Source organism: Kribbella sp. NPDC003505, assembly GCF_040610875.1.
Lineage (GTDB): Bacteria > Actinomycetota > Actinomycetes > Propionibacteriales > Kribbellaceae > Kribbella.
The window spans coordinates 66927-84563 of sequence record NZ_JBEXNA010000015.1; the positions used below are offsets into that span (position 1 = coordinate 66927).

16 protein-coding genes are annotated in these 17637 nt (G+C 68.5%); 10 read left to right on the forward strand and 6 right to left on the reverse strand.

What is annotated here, in order from left to right; all coding sequences use genetic code 11:
* The first annotated feature begins 1 nt into the window (after position 1).
* The gene (locus tag ABZX12_RS37730) at positions 2 to 1579 is read left to right on the forward strand and encodes a glucoamylase family protein (protein ID WP_355700258.1); all 1578 of its coding nucleotides are present in this window, start codon (positions 2 to 4) and stop codon (positions 1577 to 1579) included.
* Positions 1580 to 3379, forward strand: coding sequence for a xylan 1,4-beta-xylosidase (locus ABZX12_RS37735; RefSeq protein ID WP_355700259.1), 1800 nt, complete (start codon positions 1580 to 1582; stop codon positions 3377 to 3379).
* Here ABZX12_RS37735 and ABZX12_RS37740 read toward each other — a convergent pair.
* Entirely contained in the window at positions 3285 to 4046 is a 762-nt protein-coding gene (locus tag ABZX12_RS37740; protein ID WP_355700260.1) for a FadR/GntR family transcriptional regulator, read from the reverse strand. The genes ABZX12_RS37735 and ABZX12_RS37740 overlap by 95 nt on opposite strands.
* Before the next feature lie 179 nt (positions 4047 to 4225).
* On the opposite strand from ABZX12_RS37740, the gene ABZX12_RS37745 reads away from it, so the two are divergent.
* From ABZX12_RS37745 to ABZX12_RS37760, 4 genes are read left to right on the forward strand one after another with little or no spacing between them, the layout of a single operon-like run.
* On the forward strand, positions 4226 to 5500 hold the full coding sequence (locus ABZX12_RS37745) for a sugar ABC transporter substrate-binding protein (protein WP_355700261.1): 1275 nt from the start codon (positions 4226 to 4228) through the stop codon (positions 5498 to 5500).
* Positions 5500 to 6432: a sugar ABC transporter permease gene (locus ABZX12_RS37750; RefSeq protein WP_355700262.1), complete on the forward strand. Its 933-nt coding sequence runs from the start codon at positions 5500 to 5502 to the stop codon at positions 6430 to 6432. The genes ABZX12_RS37745 and ABZX12_RS37750 overlap by 1 nt, the downstream gene beginning before the upstream one ends.
* Complete coding sequence (locus ABZX12_RS37755) at positions 6425 to 7270, forward strand: carbohydrate ABC transporter permease (protein ID WP_355700263.1); 846 nt, start codon at positions 6425 to 6427, stop codon at positions 7268 to 7270. Before ABZX12_RS37750 ends, ABZX12_RS37755 begins: the two co-directional genes overlap by 8 nt.
* A gap of 19 nt (positions 7271 to 7289) precedes the next feature.
* Positions 7290 to 8606, forward strand: coding sequence for an alpha-L-fucosidase (locus tag ABZX12_RS37760; protein WP_355700264.1), 1317 nt, complete (start codon positions 7290 to 7292; stop codon positions 8604 to 8606).
* 176 nt (positions 8607 to 8782) lie between these two features.
* On the opposite strand, the gene ABZX12_RS37765 is transcribed toward ABZX12_RS37760, so the two are convergent.
* Both ABZX12_RS37765 and ABZX12_RS37770 read right to left on the reverse strand, forming a co-directional pair.
* Positions 8783 to 9286: a MaoC family dehydratase gene (locus ABZX12_RS37765; protein ID WP_355700265.1), complete on the reverse strand. Its 504-nt coding sequence runs from the start codon at positions 9284 to 9286 to the stop codon at positions 8783 to 8785.
* A 95-nt stretch (positions 9287 to 9381) separates the two neighbouring features.
* On the reverse strand, positions 9382 to 9939 hold the full coding sequence (locus ABZX12_RS37770; protein ID WP_355700266.1) for a general stress protein: 558 nt from the start codon (positions 9937 to 9939) through the stop codon (positions 9382 to 9384).
* 77 nt (positions 9940 to 10016) lie between these two features.
* On the opposite strand from ABZX12_RS37770, the gene ABZX12_RS37775 reads away from it, so the two are divergent.
* Both ABZX12_RS37775 and ABZX12_RS37780 read left to right on the forward strand, forming a co-directional pair.
* Positions 10017 to 11123, forward strand: a complete 1107-nt coding sequence (locus ABZX12_RS37775; protein ID WP_355700267.1) for a magnesium and cobalt transport protein CorA — start codon at positions 10017 to 10019, stop codon at positions 11121 to 11123.
* A gap of 184 nt (positions 11124 to 11307) precedes the next feature.
* The gene (locus ABZX12_RS37780) at positions 11308 to 12327 is read left to right on the forward strand and encodes a winged helix-turn-helix domain-containing protein (protein WP_355700268.1); all 1020 of its coding nucleotides are present in this window, start codon (positions 11308 to 11310) and stop codon (positions 12325 to 12327) included.
* Positions 12328 to 12398: 71 nt separating this feature from the next.
* Here the strand turns inward: ABZX12_RS37780 and ABZX12_RS37785 are convergent, their stop codons facing one another.
* Positions 12399 to 13589 (reverse strand): acyl-CoA dehydrogenase family protein, encoded by a 1191-nt coding sequence (locus ABZX12_RS37785; RefSeq protein WP_355700269.1) that lies wholly within the window; start codon positions 13587 to 13589, stop codon positions 12399 to 12401.
* A gap of 107 nt (positions 13590 to 13696) precedes the next feature.
* Positions 13697 to 15127 (reverse strand): protein kinase, encoded by a 1431-nt coding sequence (locus ABZX12_RS37790; protein WP_355700270.1) that lies wholly within the window; start codon positions 15125 to 15127, stop codon positions 13697 to 13699.
* Positions 15128 to 15259: 132 nt separating this feature from the next.
* Here ABZX12_RS37790 and ABZX12_RS37795 point away from each other — a divergent pair, with 132 nt between their 5' ends.
* A complete protein-coding gene (locus tag ABZX12_RS37795; protein WP_355700271.1) occupies positions 15260 to 15910 on the forward strand; it encodes a peptidylprolyl isomerase in 651 nt (216 codons plus the stop codon).
* A 41-nt stretch (positions 15911 to 15951) separates the two neighbouring features.
* Complete coding sequence (locus ABZX12_RS37800; protein ID WP_355700272.1) at positions 15952 to 16560, forward strand: LuxR C-terminal-related transcriptional regulator; 609 nt, start codon at positions 15952 to 15954, stop codon at positions 16558 to 16560.
* A 3-nt stretch (positions 16561 to 16563) separates the two neighbouring features.
* On the opposite strand, the gene ABZX12_RS37805 is transcribed toward ABZX12_RS37800, so the two are convergent.
* Positions 16564 to 17526 carry a CoA ester lyase gene (locus ABZX12_RS37805; RefSeq protein ID WP_355700273.1) on the reverse strand — a complete coding sequence of 321 codons (963 nt, stop codon included), beginning with the start codon at positions 17524 to 17526 and terminating at the stop codon, positions 16564 to 16566.
* Between the last annotated feature and the right edge of the window lie 111 nt (positions 17527 to 17637).

Genomic DNA, 17637 nt, shown 5'->3' on the forward strand with positions numbered 1-17637 from the left:
GATGACCGCCTTCATCAGTCGCCGCACCTTGCTCGCCTCCACCGGAGCGCTCGCCGTCGCCGGAGCCGCCGGATCATCGGCGTACGGCGGGACGCCCGCACCCGCCCAGCTGCTGAAAGGCGGGTGGGTGCCGAGCCCGGGCGATCGCGCTCTGGCCGGGCGGTGGGCCCGCGACACCTGGCGCAGCCTGGTCGCCATGACGGACGAGCGCACCGGGCTGCCCGCCGACAACATCGGTGAGTCCGTGACGAACCCGGTGCGCAGCAAGTACACCTCCCCGACCAACATCGGCGGCTACCTGTGGAGCACGGTCGTCGCCAAGCACTTCGGCATCATCTCGCCGCAGGAGTCGCTGCGCCGCATCACGCAGACGCTGACGACGATGAAGAACGTCGTCCACCACGAGCCGAGCGGCATGTACTTCAACTGGTACGACGAGGCGACCGGCGAGGTGCTGCACACCGACCCGGACGGCACCAGGCCGATCACGCCGTTCGTGTCGAGCGTCGACAACGCCTGGTTCGCCTGCGCGCTGATGGTGGTCCGCAACGCCGAGCCGCGCGCCCGGGCGCTCGCGGATTCGCTGCTGAACACGATGAATTTCGCGTTCTACTACAACCCCGCGGCCCGCCCCGGCGGCCTGATGCGCGGCGGCTTCTTCGAGACGCCGCCGCCGGACGAGGAGACCGACCAGGGCAACCACGCCGGCGTCGGCCCGGACGTGTACTACCGCAAGTTCCACTACGACACCTGCAACACCGAGGCGCGGATCGCCGGATACGTCGGGTTCGCCCTCAACCAGGTCCCGCACACGCAGTACTTCGCGACGTACCGCACCTTCCCGGACGGCTGCGACTGGTCCTGGGTGGAGCAGAGGCCGAAGGGCGTGCACCGGACGTACCTCGGTCTCGACGTCTTCGAAGGGACCTACGAGTACCGCGGGATGCGACTGGTCCCGTCCTGGGGCGGCGACATGTTCGAGTCGCTGATGCCCGACCTGTTCGTCCCCGAGGCGACGTGGGCGCCGCGCAGCTGGGGCATCAACCACCCGCTGACCGTCCGCGCGCACCTCGAGCACGGCCTGGACGACGCTCGCTACGGCTACTGGGGCTTCTCCCCCGCGTCGAACCCGAAGGGCGGGTACTCCGTCTACGGTGTCGAGGCGATCGGGATGGACCCGTCCGGCTACCCCTCCGACCTCGAGGGCACCAACTACGACGGCGGGTTCGAAGGCTGCCGCGAAGGCACCAACCCGAACCCGGCGTACGGCGACGGTGTGGTCACCCCGCACGCGGCGTTCCTCGCCATGGCGTACGCGCCGCGGCAGGCGATCGACAACCTGAGCAAGATCGAGAACACTCTGCACGCGTACGGCGGCGGCGGGTTCTACGACTCGGTCGCGGTCCGGTCGGGGCTGATCGCGAAGCGGTACCTCTCGCTCGACCAGGCCATGGTGATGGGCGCCATCGGCAACGTGTTCGGCAACGACCTGATCCGTCGGAACTTCGCGAGCCGGACGGTCGAGCAGCGGATCCGGCCGCTGATCGGGATGGAACAGTTCGAATCCGGAGTCGCCTGAATGCCGGAGAACGCCAAGGCCGACTGGGACGAGCGGATCGCGCTGCGCAGCGACGAGGAGCGCGAGTTCGCCTTCCCCGACCTTGATCCGCCGAAGGAGGTCACGGCGGCCGGCGGCGTCGGTCAGGTGACGATCGACTGGTCGCCGGTGGACGGCGCGGCAGGCTACCTGATCCTCCGCGGCGCCGGCGCGCACGGTCCGCTGGAGCCGGTCGATCATCACAGCGGCGACGTGCTGTCGGTCCCGTCGCCGCCGTACGTCGACACCACGTGCACCCCGGGCACGCCGTACCGCTACGCCGTGGCCAGCGTGCCGGAGGTAACGGCCCATGGACGGCCGAGCCATACCGTCGGCGCCGTGCCGCTGGTCGCCGGCACCGTGGCTCCGACCGTCACGGTGACTGTCGACGTGGTTGCCGAGGGCATCGAGCTGGAGCGGCCGTGGGAGCCGATGGTCGGCAGCGAGCGGCTCAGCCAGCTGCTCTGCGAGGACCTCACCGGCGGGCACGAGATCGGTCGCGAACTCGAGGACGCACTGCGCCGGATGCACGACGAGCTCGGGGTCCGGACGGTTCGCGCGCACGCGATCTTCCACGACGACACCCACGTCGTCGACGGCACGTCGTACGACTTCTCCGTGGTGGACGCGATCTACGACAGGCTGCTCGCGATCGGGCTGCGGCCGGTGGTCGAGCTCGGGTTCATGCCCCGGGAGCTGGCGAGCGATCCCACCAGGACGGTCTTCGAGTACGCGGCGATCATCTCGCCGCCCGCGTCGTACCAGCGCTGGCACGACCTGGTCCGCGCGCTCGTGCAGCACCTGGTCGACCGGTACGGCCTCGACGAGGTGCTGACCTGGGACTTCGAGGTGTGGAACGAGGCCAACCTGGAGGTCTTCTGGTCCGGCACCAAGGCCGAGTGGTTGCAGCTGTACGACGTGTCGGCGGCGGCCGTGAAGTCGGTCGACCCGCGACTCGCGGTCGGCGGGCCGTCGTCGGCCGCGGCCGGATGGGTGGACGACCTGCTCGACCACGCCAAGCGGTACGGTACGCCGATCGACTTCGTGTCCACACACACCTACGGGTCCCCGCCGCTCGACGTGCGGGCGTCGCTGGAGCGGCACGGGTACGGCGATGCGCGGATCCTGTGGACCGAGTGGGGTGTCACGCCGCGGCACTTCAACCCGATCAACGACTCGGTGTTCTCCGGGGTGTTCCTGCTCCGCGGCATGCGGTCCGCGGCCGGCCGCATCGACGCGCTCTCGTACTGGGTCGCGTCCGATCACTTCGAGGAACTCGGCCGCCCGACCCGGTTCCTGCACGGCGGTTTCGGCCTGCAGACCGTCGGCGGGCTGGCGAAACCGCGCTACCACGCGATGACGATGCTCAGCCGCCTCGGCCCGGTCGAATTGCCCGTCACGTACGACGGCGACGGCGCCGGCAGCCTGGTGGAAGCGTGGGCCTCGAGAGACCGCGACCGGATCGCCGTACTGCTGTGGAACCTCACCCTGGATCAGTCGAAGGCGGACGGCGCAGCCGAGCTGACGCGGACCGTCCGCGTCCAGCTGCCGGGTGTGGACTCGTCCTGGGAAGCTACCGCGACGACTCTCGCGATCGGCACGGCAGACCTGGCGACAGCCGCCGTGGGCCTGCCGGACTGGCCGACCGACGACGAGCTGGCCGAGCTGGCCGAACGCACGCAGCTCGTCAGGACCCCACTCGGGTGGAGTGGTTCAGCGGTCGAGGTGACGCTGCCGATGCCGGCCGCTGTGTTGCTGGAGCTTCGTCCACCTCGAGTTTGACCGCCTCGTTGAGCCAGCGTTCGACGCCCGCGATGTGCACGGTCGCCCAGGCCTGGGCGACCTCGGGCTCGCGGGCGGCGATCGCGTCCAGGATCGAGCGGTGCTCGGCGACCGAGCGGTTCACCGCGCCGGTCTGGGTCAGGCCGCGCCAGATCCGGGCCCGGTAGGTCGGCTGCCGCAGGCTCTCGATGATCGAGGCCAGCGTCCGGTTCCCGCTGCCGATCGCGAGCAGCCGGTGGAACTCGACGTCACAGGCGAGCTGGTCGTCGGCGGACGGGTCGTCGCCGAGGTCGTCCAGCAGTGCGCGCATCCCGGCGATCTCGTCGTCGGGCATCCGGAGCGCGGCCCGCGCCGCGGCGGCCGGCTCGAGGATCCGCCGCACCTCGAAGAACTCCAGCACCGAGGCGTCCTGGTGCAGGTCCAGGACGAAGCCGAGCGTCTCCATCAGCAGCGGCGGGTCGAGGCTGGTCACGTAGGTGCCGTCGCCCTGCCGGACCTCGAGCACCCGGATCAGCGCCAGTGCCTTGACCGCCTCGCGTAGCGAGTTGCGGGACAGCCCGAGCCGGGAGGCCAGGTCGGCCTCGCGCGGCAGCCGGTCGCCGGGTTGCAGCTCACCGGCCACGATCATCTGCTTGATCCGGTCGATCGCCGCGTCGGTCACCGCCATGCGCACCCCTCCCTCACCCTGAAACCTCCGATGTCTTTGGACCATACATCGGAGGTCTGGGTGCTGCGCTAGAGCGTGGCGAGTTGATTTTCGTCCTGAAATAAGACCTTGAACTGTTGACTCTCGTCAAGATCCCGACATATTGATCGGATGACTTACAGCTCTCCTTGGAGGTCAGGATGAGAGGAACACCAACTCGGGCGCGCCGCTGGATCACCGCCGCCGGTGCGGTGCTGGCGCTGACGGCCGTTGCCGCCTGTGGCGGCGGCAACGACGGCAGCGGCGGCAGCGGGTCCGGGTCGGCCGACAAGGCCGACCTGACCTGGCAGTTCTGGGTCGGCGGGACCGAGGACCAGGCCGCCTGGCAGAAGGTCGCCGACCAGGCGCACACCGACCACTCCGGCATCACCGTCAAGCTGCAGGGCACCGACTGGAACAACTACTGGTCCAAGATCGGCACTCTGCTGGCCAGCGGCAAGGCCCCCTGCATCATCGGCATGCAGTCGCTGCGCCTGGCGTCGTACGCGAACGCCCTGCTCCCGCTCGACGACCTGATGAAGAAGTACGACCTGAAGGCCGAGGACTTCGACAAGCCGATCATGGACGGCTTGAAGGCCGACGGGAAGCAGATCGCGATCCCGTACGACTCCGGCCCGATGGTGATCTTCTACAACAAGGACCTGTTCAAGGCCGCCGGCGTTCCGGACCCGAAGCCGGGCTGGACGATGGACGAGTTCAAGGCCGCCGCCAAGAAGCTCACGACCGCGGGCCGGACCGGCCTGGTGACGACGCCCGGAGACCTCGGCGTGGCTTCCTGGGTACGCACCCAGACCGGCGCGGAACCGCTGGGCGACGGCAAGCTCAACCTCACCGATGCGAAGTTCGAGGAAGGGTTCAAGGGCTACACCGACTTCGTCCGGACCGACAAGATCGCTCCGCAGGTGCCGTCCGGCAACACCGACTTCGAGACCACGCAGTTCGTCTCCGGCAAGTCGGCGATGCAGCTGAACGGTCCGTGGTCGCTGATCGACACCATGGGCAAGGTCAAGTTCAACCTCGGCATCGCGCCGATCCCGGCCGGCCCGGACGGCTCGAAGACCTACACCGCGGGCTCGGGCTTCGGCATCTCCCGGTCCTGCAAAACCCCGGACGCCGCGTTCCAGGCCATCAAGTCGATGACGAGCGAGAAGCCGCTGACCACGCTGGCCGCGGCCGGCCGGGCGTACCCGGCCCGCACCGTCGCGCACCCGGCCTGGTTCACCGCCGCGAAGATCCCCGAGGCCAAGGAGGTCATCGACTACGCCTCGGAGAACTCGATCGCCCTCGTCACGTCGAAGAACTGGGTCCAGGTCGCCGACCTGCTCAGCCGGTTCGGCACCCAGGCGCTGAACGGTGAGATCCCGCCGGACCAGGCGCTGAAGACCATTCAGGACCAGGCGGGCGCTGGTTCCTGATGGTGACCCTCAACGACACCGTGGCCCCGACCGAGACTGTTCGGTCGGGGCGGCGGCCGGCGTTGCGGCGGGACGGGCGGTACGCGTCGGTCTTCCTGGCCCCGAGCCTGGCCGGACTGGCTCTGTTCACGTTGTTCCCGACCGCGATGGCGCTGGCGATCAGCCTGTTCGACTGGCCGGTGTTCGGCGAGCGCAAGTTCCTCGGGTTCGGGAACTACACGCACCTGTTCGGCGACCCGGTGTTCCGCCGGGTGGTGTTCAACACGGCGCTGTTCGTGGTGCTGTACGTGCCGCTGAACGTGGTCCTCTCGCTCGGGCTGGCGACCTGGCTGGGGCCGAAGATCAAGGGCCGGCAGGCGTTCCGGGTGCTGTTCTTCATCCCGGTGATGACGCCGATGGTCGCCAACGTGATGGTCTGGCGGCTGCTGTTCCAGCCCGGCGGCCTGCTCGACGCCGGGCTGAACAGCTGGTTCGGCATCGACGCGCCGAACTTCCTCGGTTCGTCGAGCTGGGCGATGCCGGCGATCGTGGCGATGTCGATCTGGCAAGGGTTCGGGTACAACTTCCTGGTCTTCTCGGCCGCCCTCGACCAGGTGCCGCAGTCCCAGCTGGAGTCGGCGCAGATCGACGGCGCCGGGCCGCTGCAGCGGTTCCGGTACGTGACCTGGCCGATGATCACACCGTCGATCTTCTTCGCCACCACGATGACGCTGATCACCTCGTTCCAGGTGTTCGCGCAGCCGTTCATCCTGACCCAGGGCGGGCCGGGCGTGTCCACCCAGACGATCGTCATGTACGTCTACAACCAGGGCTGGCAGTTCCTCACCATGGGTCTGGCGTCGGCGGCCGGCTGGGTGCTGTTCGTGATCATCATGGGTATCACCGCGATCCAGTTCGTCGGCCAGCGGAAGTGGGTGAACTACGATGTCTGAGACTTCTGTCGCCGCCCGCCGCGTGCGCAGCAGCGTCTCGCATGTGCTGCTGATCATCGTCGCGATCGTCTTCCTCGGGCCGTTGGTGTACGCCGTCTCGACGTCGCTGAAGCCCGCGGACGAGGTGTTCACGCCGACGCCGCACCTGTTCGGGTCCGAGATCCGCTGGCAGAACTACGCCGACGCGTTCGAGTTCGCGCCGTTCGGCCGGTACTTCCTGAACAGCCTGTTCGTCGCGATCGCCGGCACGCTCGTCGTGGTGATCGCGTCGAGCATGTCGGCGTACGCCTTCGCGCGGTTGAAGTTCAAGGGCCGGGAGCAACTGTTCGTGCTGTTCCTCGGGACCTTGATGGTGCCGCAGGAGGTGCTGATCGTGCCGATGTACTGGCTGATGCAGTCGCTCGGCTGGGTGGACAGCTACTGGGCGCTGATCCTGCCGTGGGCGTTCACCGCGTTCGGCACCTTCCTGCTGCGGCAGTTCTTCCTGACCGTCCCGGCCGAGCTGGAGGAGGCGGCCCGGGTGGACGGGTGCGGGCCGTTCGGCTCGTTCCTGCGGATCATGCTGCCGCTCGCGCGGCCGGCCATCGCCGTCCTGACCGTCTTCACGTTCATCAGCTTCTGGGGCAGCTTCCTGTGGCCGCTGATCATCGTCAACAGCGTCGCCGACAAGGGCACCGTCCCGCTCGGCCTGGCCCAGTTCATCGGCCAGCAGGGCACCCAGTGGAACCTGATGATGGCCGCGTCGGTGATGGCGATGATCCCGACCGTCCTGCTCGTCGTCCTGTTGCAGAAGCACCTCGTCCGGGGCCTGCTCGTCACCGGCCTCGGCGGCCGTTAATTCTGAAGGAGAATCTGACATGACTGATACGCCTCCCGCGGCTCCATCCCACGCGGTGGAGAAGTTCCGCGACTGGCGGTTCGGCCTGTTCGTCCACTGGGGCCTGTACTCGCTGCCGGCCCGGCACGAGTGGGTGAAGAACTACGAGCGGCTGACCGACGAGGACTACCAGCCGTACTTCGACCACTTCGAGCCGGACCTGTACGACCCCGCCAAGTGGGCCCGGGCTGCCCGTGAGGCCGGTATGCGGTACGCCGTCCTCACGACCAAGCACCACGAAGGCTTCTGCCTGTGGGACTCCGAGGTGTCGGACTACACGGTCGCGCACACCGCGTGGGGCAAGGACGCGGCGGACAACGACCTGGTCAAGCGGTTCGTCGAGGCCTGCCGGGCCGAGGGTCTCGGGGTCGGTTTCTACCACTCGCTGATCGACTGGCACCACCCGGAGTTCCCGATCGACCTCGTGCATCCGCAGCGCGACGACGAGGAGGCGATCGCGAAGGCGGCCGGGCGGGACGTCCAGGTGTACGCCGACTACCTGCACGCCCAGACCCGTGAGCTGCTGACCAACTACGGGCCGATCGACATCATGTGGTTCGACTTCTCCTACCCGGGCCGGACGTACCCGGACGGACGCGACGGCCACGGCAAGGGCCGCGACGACTGGCGCTCCGAGGAACTGATGGCGATGGTCCGGGAGTTGCAGCCGGACATCCTGATCAACGACCGGCTGGACATCCCGGGCGACTTCGTGACGCCCGAGCAGTACCAGCCGGACGGGCCGATGCAGCGCGACGGCGTACCGGTGGTGTGGGAAGCCTGCCAGACGCTGAACGGCAGCTGGGGCTACGACCGGGACAACCTGGACTGGAAGTCGCCGGAGACGCTGGTGAAGATGCTCGTCGACTCGGTCTCCAAGGACGGCAACCTGTTGCTGAACGTGGGGCCGACGGGACGCGGCGAGTTCGACCCGCGGGCGCTGGCGACGCTGGCCTCGATCGGCGAGTGGATGCGGCTGCACGAGCGGTCGATCCGCGGCGCGCGGCCGGCGGAGTACTCCGCTCCCGTCGACTGCCGCTTCACGCAGAAGGGCGACCGGCTCTACCTGCACCTGTTCTCGTGGCCGATGGGGCACATCCACCTGAACGGTCTGGCCGGCAAGGTCAAGTACGCGCAGCTGCTGAACGACGCGTCCGAGATCAAGCGGATCGTCAACGACCCGCACCAGCAGGCCCAGAACACCACGATGGGCGGGGTCTCGACCGAGACCCTGACGCTGAAGCTCCCCATCCAGAAGCCGAACGTGCTCGTCCCGGTGATCGAGCTCTTCCTCTAGACGACCGGTCCGCGGTAGGCGCGCGGCCCGCCCGGTTCCCCTCCCCGGACGGGCCGCTCGTCATGCGCGCGGCATCTCGTGGGTTGACGTACGAGATGCAGGGTTTGCGGCCGGTATCTCCGTCGCAAACCCAGCATCTGGTAGGTCAGCCCACGAGATGCGGGCGGCGGGTGGGCTCAGGAGGCGGGGGTGGGGCGGCCGGGCTGTTCGCCGCCTCGGGCTTCGAGGTAGTTGTTCTTGGGGACCATGACCTTGCGGCGGAACAGGCAGACGACGGTGCCGTCCTGCTTGTAGCCCTTCGTCTCGACGTAGACGACGCCGCGGTCGTCCTTGGACTTGGACTCCCACTTGTCGAGAACGACGGTCTCGCCGTAGATCGTGTCGCCGTGGAACGTGGGGGCGACGTGCCGCAGCGACTCGATCTCCAGGTTCGCGATCGCCTTGCCGCTCACGTCCGGGACCGACATCCCGAGCAGGATCGAGTAGATGTAGTTGCCGACCACAACGTTCTTCCCGAACTGCGTGGTCTGCTCGGCGTAGTTGCTGTCCAGGTGCAGCGGATGGTGGTTCATGGTGAGCAGGCAGAACAGGTGGTCGTCGTACTCGGTCACCGTCTTGCCCGGCCAGTGCTTGTAGACCGCACCGACCTCGAACTCCTCGTAACTGCGCCCGAACTGCATCGCGGATCCTCCTCGGCTGCTGGAATCCCCATGCTGCCGGTCCGGGCGCATCCGGACCGTGGTCTGGCTCTCACCGGCGGGAGATTTAGGTCACCTCAGTCGGTGGGCCGCTGCGTCGTCTCCTGGACCGGCTGGACCGGCTGATCCGCGTGGTTCGGCAGCAGCGGGTGCACCTCGCCCTTCAGCGCCAGCTTGGCCAGGTGGTTACGGGCCTCCTCGGCGAACTTGAAGTCGCACAGCACGTCGTACGTCGTCGCCACCACCGCGGTCCGCGAGGTGAAGTCGCGGCGGCCGGCCGACTGCGCGTAGCTCAGGCCGCCGAACACCAACCCGAAGAAGGCGCCCAGCACCACGCCGGTGAGCAGCGCCGCCAGCCAGTTGCCGGTCGTGAACAGCCCCAGCAGCAGACCGACGAACAGACCGAACCAGGCGCCGCTGGCCAGGCCCGCGGTCAGCGCCCGGCCCCAGCTGAGCCGGCCGGTGATCTTCTCGACCTGACGGAGGTTGTTGCCGACGATGGTCGTGTGCTCGACCGGGAACTTCTCGTCCGAGAGGTAGTCGACGGCTCGCTGTGCCTCCCGGTAGGTGTCGTACGTCCCGATCGTGAGGCCGGTCGGCCTGGGGTCCATCGAGGGCATGCCCTGCGTGGTCATCGTCGTTCCTCTCCACGTGCTTGCACCCCCCATCATTGCCGACACCTGGTTACCGCGTCTTGATAGCCTCGCCGGTGATGACCGGGCGACGATGGGACATGGGCGCGACACGCCGTGTCGGACGAGTCTTCGCCCGGCGTGCCGGCGGCGGTGGCCGTCCCCCCGACGACGTGGTCACCGGCAAGCTCGAGGGCGCCCTGGTCGACTGGGGGCTGTATCGCGACGGCGTCCGCGACCGGCGGGTCGACTCCTACACCGAGGCTCTGGACCGGGCACAGCGCGGACAGGGATTCGTCTGGATCGGCCTGTTCCAGCCGACCGCCCATCAGCTCGCGATCATCGGTGCGGAGTTCGGACTGCACCCGCTGGCCCTGGAGGACGCGTCCGAGGCGCATCAGCGCCCCAAGCTGGAGCGGTACGACGAGACGCTGTTCGCAGTGTTCAAGACGGTCACCTATGTCCCGCACGGCGACCTGACCGCGACCAGCGAAGTGGTGGCGACCGGTGAGGTCATGGTGTTCTGCGGGCCGGGCTTCGTGGTCACGGTGCGCCATGGCGAGCACAGCGAACTGACCGGACTGCGTCAGGATCTGGAGCAGGAGCCGCACCGGCTGGCCACCGGCCCCGGCGCCGTCCTGCACGCCATCGCGGACCACGTCGTGGACCGGTACCTGGAGGTCGCGGACGCCGTCCAGGCCGATATCGACCTGATCGAGACGTCGATGTTCACACCGCGAGGCTGGCGCAGCATCGACCGGGTGTACCAGTTGAAGCGCGAGGTGCTGGAGCTCAAACGGGCGGTGGCGCCGCTGACCGGCCCGATGCGCGTGCTCGCCACCCTGCGGCACCCGCTGATCGCCGAGGAGACCCGGAACTACTTCCGCGACGTCGACGACCACCTGCAGCGCGTGAAGGAGCAGGTGATCTCGTTCGACGAGCTGCTCAGCTCGATCCTGCAGGCGGGGCTCGCCCAGGTCCAGGTCGCCGAGAACGAGGACATGCGGCGGATCTCGGCGTGGGTGGCGATTCTGGCGGTGCCGACGATGATCGCCGGGATCTACGGCATGAACTTCGACTACATGCCGGAGTTGCGGCTCAAGTACGCGTACTTCGTGGTGCTCGGCGTGATGCTCGGCGCGTGTTTCGTGCTTTACCGGTTGTTCAAACGGAACCACTGGCTCTGAACCCGGAGTTCGCTCGGCCCGGTCGGGTGAGTTGGCAACCTTTTGCCATGGCCGAAAGTCCTCCCGGATTGGAATGTTCAAACAGTTGTCCCGGGTTCTGCTGCCTTGATTGAATTCCCGAATCGCAATCGGTCAGGAATTGATTACTTTCCGCGACCAGTAGCCGGTGGGACGGGAGGGGATCGTGGTGCTCCGGATTCACTTCACGCCACGCGACCTGACCCGGGTCACGGTCGCGACCACGCCGGCGCCGCTGTGGGAGGTGCTGCTGAGCCTGCACATGCTGCAGCACTCGGAGGGCCGGCTGATCTTCGAGGACTGGCGGCGGCACGTCCGGGCCACGGTCGCTCCGGATCAGATGCGGCTGCTGCTGGAGCTGACCCCGTCGAAGGGGTACTCCCCCGACTTCCTGACCCCGGCGGAGCCCGCACCGGACTTCGACGCCGCGCTGGAGCAGGCGCTGGCGACGCCGCCGCAACAGCTCCGCAGCCAACTCGACCTGCTCGCGCAGTACCGGGCCCCGTCGCCCTGGACGCGTGAGCTGGCGCAGGGCGGCCGGGCGTCGCTGCAGAAGCTCGGCCGGGCCATCCGGACGTACCACGACGCGGCAATCAAGCCGTACTGGAAGTCGATCGGGACGCACGTGTCCGCCGACCACGCCCATCGCGGGGAGGCGCTGGCCCGGCACGGTGTGGACCGATTGTTGTCGTCCTTGCACCCGCGGGTCCGGTGGGTACCACCGGTGCTGCAGGTGCTGGACATGAACGACCGAGATCTGTATCTCGATGGCAGGGGAATCGAGTTGCAGCCTTCGGCGTTCTGCTGGCAGGTACCGACCAAGCTGCGGGACCCGGATCTCAAACCGATCCTGGTCTACCCCATCCAGCATGCGCCCGGGATCCTGCGGCAGACGTCGATGGAGCAGCTGCCGTCGAGTGACCCGCTGGCCGCGTTGCTGGGCTCGACCCGGGCCGCCGCTCTGGAGACGGCCGTGAGCGGCTGTACGACGACCGAGCTGGCCAAGCGCTGCCGCATCTCCCCCGCGGCCGCCAGCCACCAGGCGACGGTCCTGCGGGAGGCCGGCCTGATCACCACCCGCCGCGACGGCGCGTCCGTCCGTCACGAGATCACCCAGCTGGGCATCTGGCTGCTGTCCGGCTACGGCTCCGGCCGGCCGCGCCCACGGTCCCGCACGCCCGCCTAGCCCCCGGAACCCTGCCCCATCGCGCGCTGGGCCGACCGGCACCGCCCCGCCTGTCGACCCAGCGCGCCGGGTCAGAGTTTGTAGTCCTCCAGCAGACGGCGGCCGATGATCATCCGCTGGATGTCGGCGGTGCCCTCGCCGATCAGCAGCATCGGGGCTTCGCGGTAGAGGCGTTCGATCTCGTACTCCTTCGAGAAGCCGTAGCCGCCGTGGATGCGGAACGAGTCCTCGACGACCTGCGCGCAGTACTCGCTGGCCAGGTATTTCGCGACGCCGGCCTCGAAGTCGTTGCGGGAGCCGCTGTCCTTCTTGCGCGCGGCCTTCACCATCAGCTCGTGCGCGGCCTCCACCTTGACGGCCATGTCGGCGAGCCGGAACAGCACCGCCTGATGGTCGGCGATCTTCTTGCCGAACGTCTCGCGCTGCTGCGCGTACGCGATCCCGAGCTCGAACGCCCGCCGGGCCACACCGCAGCCGCGCGCGGCCACGTTCACCCGGCCGACCTCGACGCCGTCCATCATCTGGTAGAAGCCCTTGCCGGGGACGCCGCCGAGGATCTGGGCGCCGTCGATCTCGTACCCGTCGAACACCAGCTCGGTGGTGTCGACGCCCTTGTAGCCCATCTTCTCGATCTTGCCGGGCACCGTCAGGCCCTTGTCGACCTCGCCGAAGCCTGGCTCCTTCTCGACCAGGAACGTGGTCATGTTCTTGTAGACCGAGTCCGCGCCCTCGTCGGTCTTCACCAGCACCGCGACCAGGTTCGACGAGCCGCCGTTGGTCAGCCACATCTTCTGCCCGTTGATCACGTAGCCGTCGCCCGCACGGGTGGCCTTGGTCTTGATCGCGGACACGTCCGAGCCGCAGCCCGGCTCGGACATCGAGAACGCGCCGCGGACCTCGCCGGTGGCCATCCGCGGCAGGTACTTCTGCTTCTGCTCGTCGGTCCCGTGCTGGAGCAGCATGTACGCGACGATGAAATGCGTGTTGATGATCCCGGATACGCTCATCCAGCCGCGGGCGATCTCCTCGACGCACAGCGCGTACGTCAGCAGGGACTCGCCGAGGCCGCCATACTCCTCGGGGATCATCAGCCCGAACAGGCCGAGCTCCTTCAGGCCCTCGACGATCTCGGTCGGGTACTCGTCGCGGTGCTCGAGCTCGGTGGCGACCGGGAGGATCTCGGCCTCGACGAAGGCCCGGACCGTCTTCAGGATCTCCTCCTGGACGTCGGTCAGCCCGTCGGTCTGCTGCAACCTGCTCATCGTGCGTCTCCTTCGGCCGGCTTACCCGCGAGTATCGCGGTTACCAGCATCCCGGCACGAGGGCGACACCCGCTGTGACACCGGCCACCCGGGAGAGGTCGCGTGGCTCACTCGCCGCCGCGGTCGGGACGCGGGAGGGAGCGGCTGATGGTTTCGAACAGCGTGGCAATCTGCTGGGTCGCCTGCCAGCGGTGGCGTCGCTGGGCCTCGTACAGCGTGCGCCGTGCGGCGTAGAAGTGCTGCGCGGCGGACTCGGTGTCGCCCTGGTCGAGCGCCTGGGCAGCCTGGTCCAGGTCGTGCGCTGCCTCGCGCGGCGCCTTGCTGCGGCTGTTCTGCTGGGTCGCGCGCACCTGCGCGGCCAGCGTGCGCAGCTGCTGGATGAGGATCGCCTGCGGATTCTGCGTCTGCTGGGGCGTCGGCTTCGTCGTCGGCGTCGTCTTGACAGGAGTAGGGGTCGGCTTGGGCTTCGGTGTGGCCTTGGGAGCGGTCGTCGCCTTCTGTACCGGGGCGGTCGGCGTACCGACTGCCTGCGCCTTCGGGGTGTCGTTGGTGACGCCCTCACGCAGCAAGAGGAGACCGCTGATGGCTGCGAGCACCACTGCGGCCCCGATACCTACCTTCGCCAGCGGGAAGGCGCGCTTGGGAGCGCGGTGCGTGGTGGGCTCGTCTTCCCAGTGCCCGATGTCGAGCGGCTCCTCAGCCGGAGCCCCCGGCGTGAAGGCGAGCACCTGCGTGTTGGCCGGTTCGCTGAGGAGTGCAGCCACCTCGTCCGCGGACGATGGGCGGTCGGCCGGGTTCTTGGCCAGCAGGTGCGTCACCAGGCCGGCCAGCTCGGCGGGCACGTCGCTGCGGGTGATCTGCGGTGGCGGCGCGTCGAGATGCTGCCGCATGACCGCGTCCGCGGTCGGGCCGGTGAACGGCGGCCGCCCGGTCAGCAGCTCGTACAGCACGCAGCCGAACGCGTACCAGTCGCTCGCCGGGGTGGCCTGCTCGCCGCGGATCTGCTCCGGCGACACGTACGACGCCGTACCGAGCAGGACGCCCAGCGCGGTCGTCTCGTTGCCGGCCCGCTTGGCGATCCCGAAGTCGGTCATCTTGAGCGTGCCGTCGGGGGCCAGCAGCAGGTTGGCGGGCTTCACGTCGCGGTGCACGATCCCGGCCGCGTGCGCCGCGTCCAGCGCGCGGGCGCCCTGGGTGGCGATGTCCGCAGCCAGGCCGGCGGTCGGGAGTCCCGACGTCCGCATCAGCTTGGCGAGGTCGGGGCCCTGGACGAGCTCCATCACCAGGAAGACGTGGTCGCCCTCGGTGCCGACGTCGTACGTCGCGACCACGTTCGGGTGTGTCAATCGAGCGGCTGATTGAGCCTCGGCCCGGAATCGCTCGACCGCGTCCATCGGGTCACCGTCGAGGCTGCGCAGCAGTTTCACCGCCACCTGGCGGGCGAGGAGCGTGTCCTCGGCCTGCCACACCTCACCCGCACCGCCCCTGCCCAGCAGGGTCAGCAACCGGTACCGACCTGCCAGTACCTCGCCGTTCAACACATACACCTTCCGCAGCGGACCGGATCACCTTAGGCGGGAAGTGCCGCAATGTACGAGTCCGGGGCGGAAAGCTTCAGAAAGCCCCCAGAAAGCTCTGCGGAGCGCGATCGAGGTATTACGGTGTGTCGCATGAAGCGATCGATTCCCGCCCTGATCGCGGCCGTACTGGTCGCGACGACGCTGACCACGACCACCGCCTCCGCTGCGCCCACCTCGCGACCGGTGGCCAAGTGCGAGTTCACGCCGACCCCCGAGAACCCGGCCGCCAAGCCGGTCCGGGTCCCGTCCCCGGTCGCCCGGGCGAAGGGCACGGTCGACGTGTACTTCGTGACGAACTACGGACCGTTCGTGGTCCGGATGGACCGTTCCAACGCGCCGTGCGGCGTGCACAACTTCGTGCACCTGGTGAAGAGCCGGTTCTACGACGCGACGCAGTGCTTCCGGTTGACGAACTCCGCCCGGCTGGGGGTCCTGCAATGCGGTGACATCTACCGCCAGGAGGAAGGCGGCCCGGGGTACAAGTTCCCCGACGAGGTGACCGGCCAGGAGACGTACGAGCGCGGCACCGTTGCCTATGGCAACCAGGGACCGGGCACGAACGGCTCGGAGTTCTTCGTCGTGCACTCCTTCGCGCACATCGCGCCCAACTACACGGTGCTCGGGCACGTGATCGCCGGCATGTCCACTTTCGACCGGATGGTCGCCGCCGGGATCGCCGACCCCGACCAGGACGGACCGCCGGCCAAGCCGATCCGGATCTACAAGGTCTGGACCCGCTGAGGGGGAGGGTAATTCGCCGCTTGCGGCGCTAGCTTGTCGTTGTGGGCAACCGCGGTCGGCCGAGACACCCGGACGTGCTGACCCCCGCCGAGTGGCGGGTGGTGGACATGGTGCGCCACGGCCTGTCGAACCGGCAGATCGCGCAGCGCCGCGGGATCAGCGTGGACGCGGTCAAGTTCCATGTCGCGAATGCACTGCAGAAGCTCGGCCTGGCTCGCCGGGCCGAGCTGCGAACTTGGCGCGGAGTGCCCTTCGACAGCGCGTTGCGAAGACAGGGAGGCCCGGACATGGTGCAGCTTGGCGAGATCGGGCAGATCGCCCGCCCGTGCAGCGACATCGGCAAGGCGGTCGAGTTCTACCGCGACGTGCTGCGACTCCCGCACCTGTACACCTTCGGCGACCTGGCGTTCTTCGACTGCGGCGGCACCCGCCTGTTCCTGAGCGCCAACGACGGCCCAGTGGGTGAGCCGTCCTGTCTGTACTTCCGGGTCCCCGACATCCAGGCGGCGTACGACGACCTGCGTCGGCGCGGTGTGCGGTTCGAGAACGCGCCGCACCTGATCCACAAGCACGACAACGGCGTCGAGGAGTGGATGGTCTTCTTCACCGACCCGGACGGCCATCCGCTCGCGTTGATGGCGCAGGTCTAGGGCCTAGTCGGCCGGCGGGTGCCAGATGTCGGTGCGGGTGAGGCCGGCGGCGCGGCCCTTGGCGGAGATCACGAGGGCCATCTTGCGGCTGGCCTCGTCGATCATCTCGTCGCCGAGCATCACCGCGCCGCGGGCGCCGCCGGCGGCCGACGTGTAGTGGTCGTAGGCGTCGAGGATGTTCTCGGCGTGGTCGTAGTCGTCCTGGCGCGGCGAGTAGACCTCGTTCGCGGCGGCGATCTGGTCGGGGTGCAGGACCCACTTGCCGTCGAAGCCGAGCGCGGCCGACCGGCCCGCCACCCGGCGGAAGCCGTCGACGTCCTTGATCTGCAGGTACGGCCCGTCGATCGCCTGCTTGCCGTGCGCGCGGGCGGCCATCAGGATCTGCATCAGGATGTAGTGGTACGCGTCGCCGACGTCGTACCCGGGCGGCTGCTCGCCGACCACCAGCGACTTCATGTTGATCGACGCCATGAAGTCCGCCGGGCCGAAGATGATCGTCTCGACCCGCGGCGACGCGGTCGCGATCGCGTTGACGTTGGTGAGGCCGAGCGCGTTCTCGATCTGCGCCTCGATGCCGATCCGGCCCGGCTCGTACCCGTACACCTTCTCCAACTGGGTGAGCAGCAGGTCGAGCGCGACCACCTGCTCGGCGGTCTGCACCTTCGGCAGCATGATGCAGTCCAGGTTCGCGCCGGCGCCGCCGACGACCTCGATCACGTCGGCGTACGTCCACTCGGTGGTCCAGTCGTTCACCCGGACGACGCGCAACTTGCTGCCCCAGCCGCCCTCGTTCAGTGCGGCGACGATGTTCTTGCGGGCGTCCGGCTTGGCGAGCGGCGCGACCGAGTCCTCGAGGTCCAGGAACACCTGGTCGGCGTCCAGCCCCTTCGCCTTGGTCAGGAACCGCGGGTTCGACCCCGGCGTGGCCAGGCAGGACCGCCTGCTCCGTAAGACCTGCTCTGTCATCGCTCGACCTCCACTCGGTTACCCACCGGTCACCGGCAGCGTACGGCGTCGGCCGCCGCCGTCCCGGTGACCCGGCTCACTTCCCTTCCGAGTGTGTCCCGATTCACCGTG

Bases quoted from the DNA above. Each gene is read 5' to 3' on its own strand.
- ABZX12_RS37735 (WP_355700259.1), top strand. From the start codon at position 1,580: ATGCCGGAGAACGCCAAGGCCGACTGGGACGAGCGGATCGCGCTGCGC.
- ABZX12_RS37785 (WP_355700269.1), bottom strand. From the start codon at position 13,589: ATGAGCAGGTTGCAGCAGACCGACGGGCTGACCGACGTCCAGGAGGAG.
- ABZX12_RS37765 (WP_355700265.1), bottom strand. From the start codon at position 9,286: ATGCAGTTCGGGCGCAGTTACGAGGAGTTCGAGGTCGGTGCGGTCTAC.
- ABZX12_RS37805 (WP_355700273.1), bottom strand. From the start codon at position 17,526: ATGACAGAGCAGGTCTTACGGAGCAGGCGGTCCTGCCTGGCCACGCCG.
- ABZX12_RS37730 (WP_355700258.1), top strand. From the start codon at position 2: ATGACCGCCTTCATCAGTCGCCGCACCTTGCTCGCCTCCACCGGAGCG.
- ABZX12_RS37770 (WP_355700266.1), bottom strand. From the start codon at position 9,939: ATGACCACGCAGGGCATGCCCTCGATGGACCCCAGGCCGACCGGCCTC.
- ABZX12_RS37740 (WP_355700260.1), bottom strand. From the start codon at position 4,046: ATGGCGGTGACCGACGCGGCGATCGACCGGATCAAGCAGATGATCGTG.
- ABZX12_RS37795 (WP_355700271.1), top strand. From the start codon at position 15,260: ATGAAGCGATCGATTCCCGCCCTGATCGCGGCCGTACTGGTCGCGACG.
- ABZX12_RS37755 (WP_355700263.1), top strand. From the start codon at position 6,425: ATGTCTGAGACTTCTGTCGCCGCCCGCCGCGTGCGCAGCAGCGTCTCG.
- ABZX12_RS37775 (WP_355700267.1), top strand. From the start codon at position 10,017: ATGACCGGGCGACGATGGGACATGGGCGCGACACGCCGTGTCGGACGA.
- ABZX12_RS37760 (WP_355700264.1), top strand. From the start codon at position 7,290: ATGACTGATACGCCTCCCGCGGCTCCATCCCACGCGGTGGAGAAGTTC.
- ABZX12_RS37750 (WP_355700262.1), top strand. From the start codon at position 5,500: ATGGTGACCCTCAACGACACCGTGGCCCCGACCGAGACTGTTCGGTCG.
- ABZX12_RS37745 (WP_355700261.1), top strand. From the start codon at position 4,226: ATGAGAGGAACACCAACTCGGGCGCGCCGCTGGATCACCGCCGCCGGT.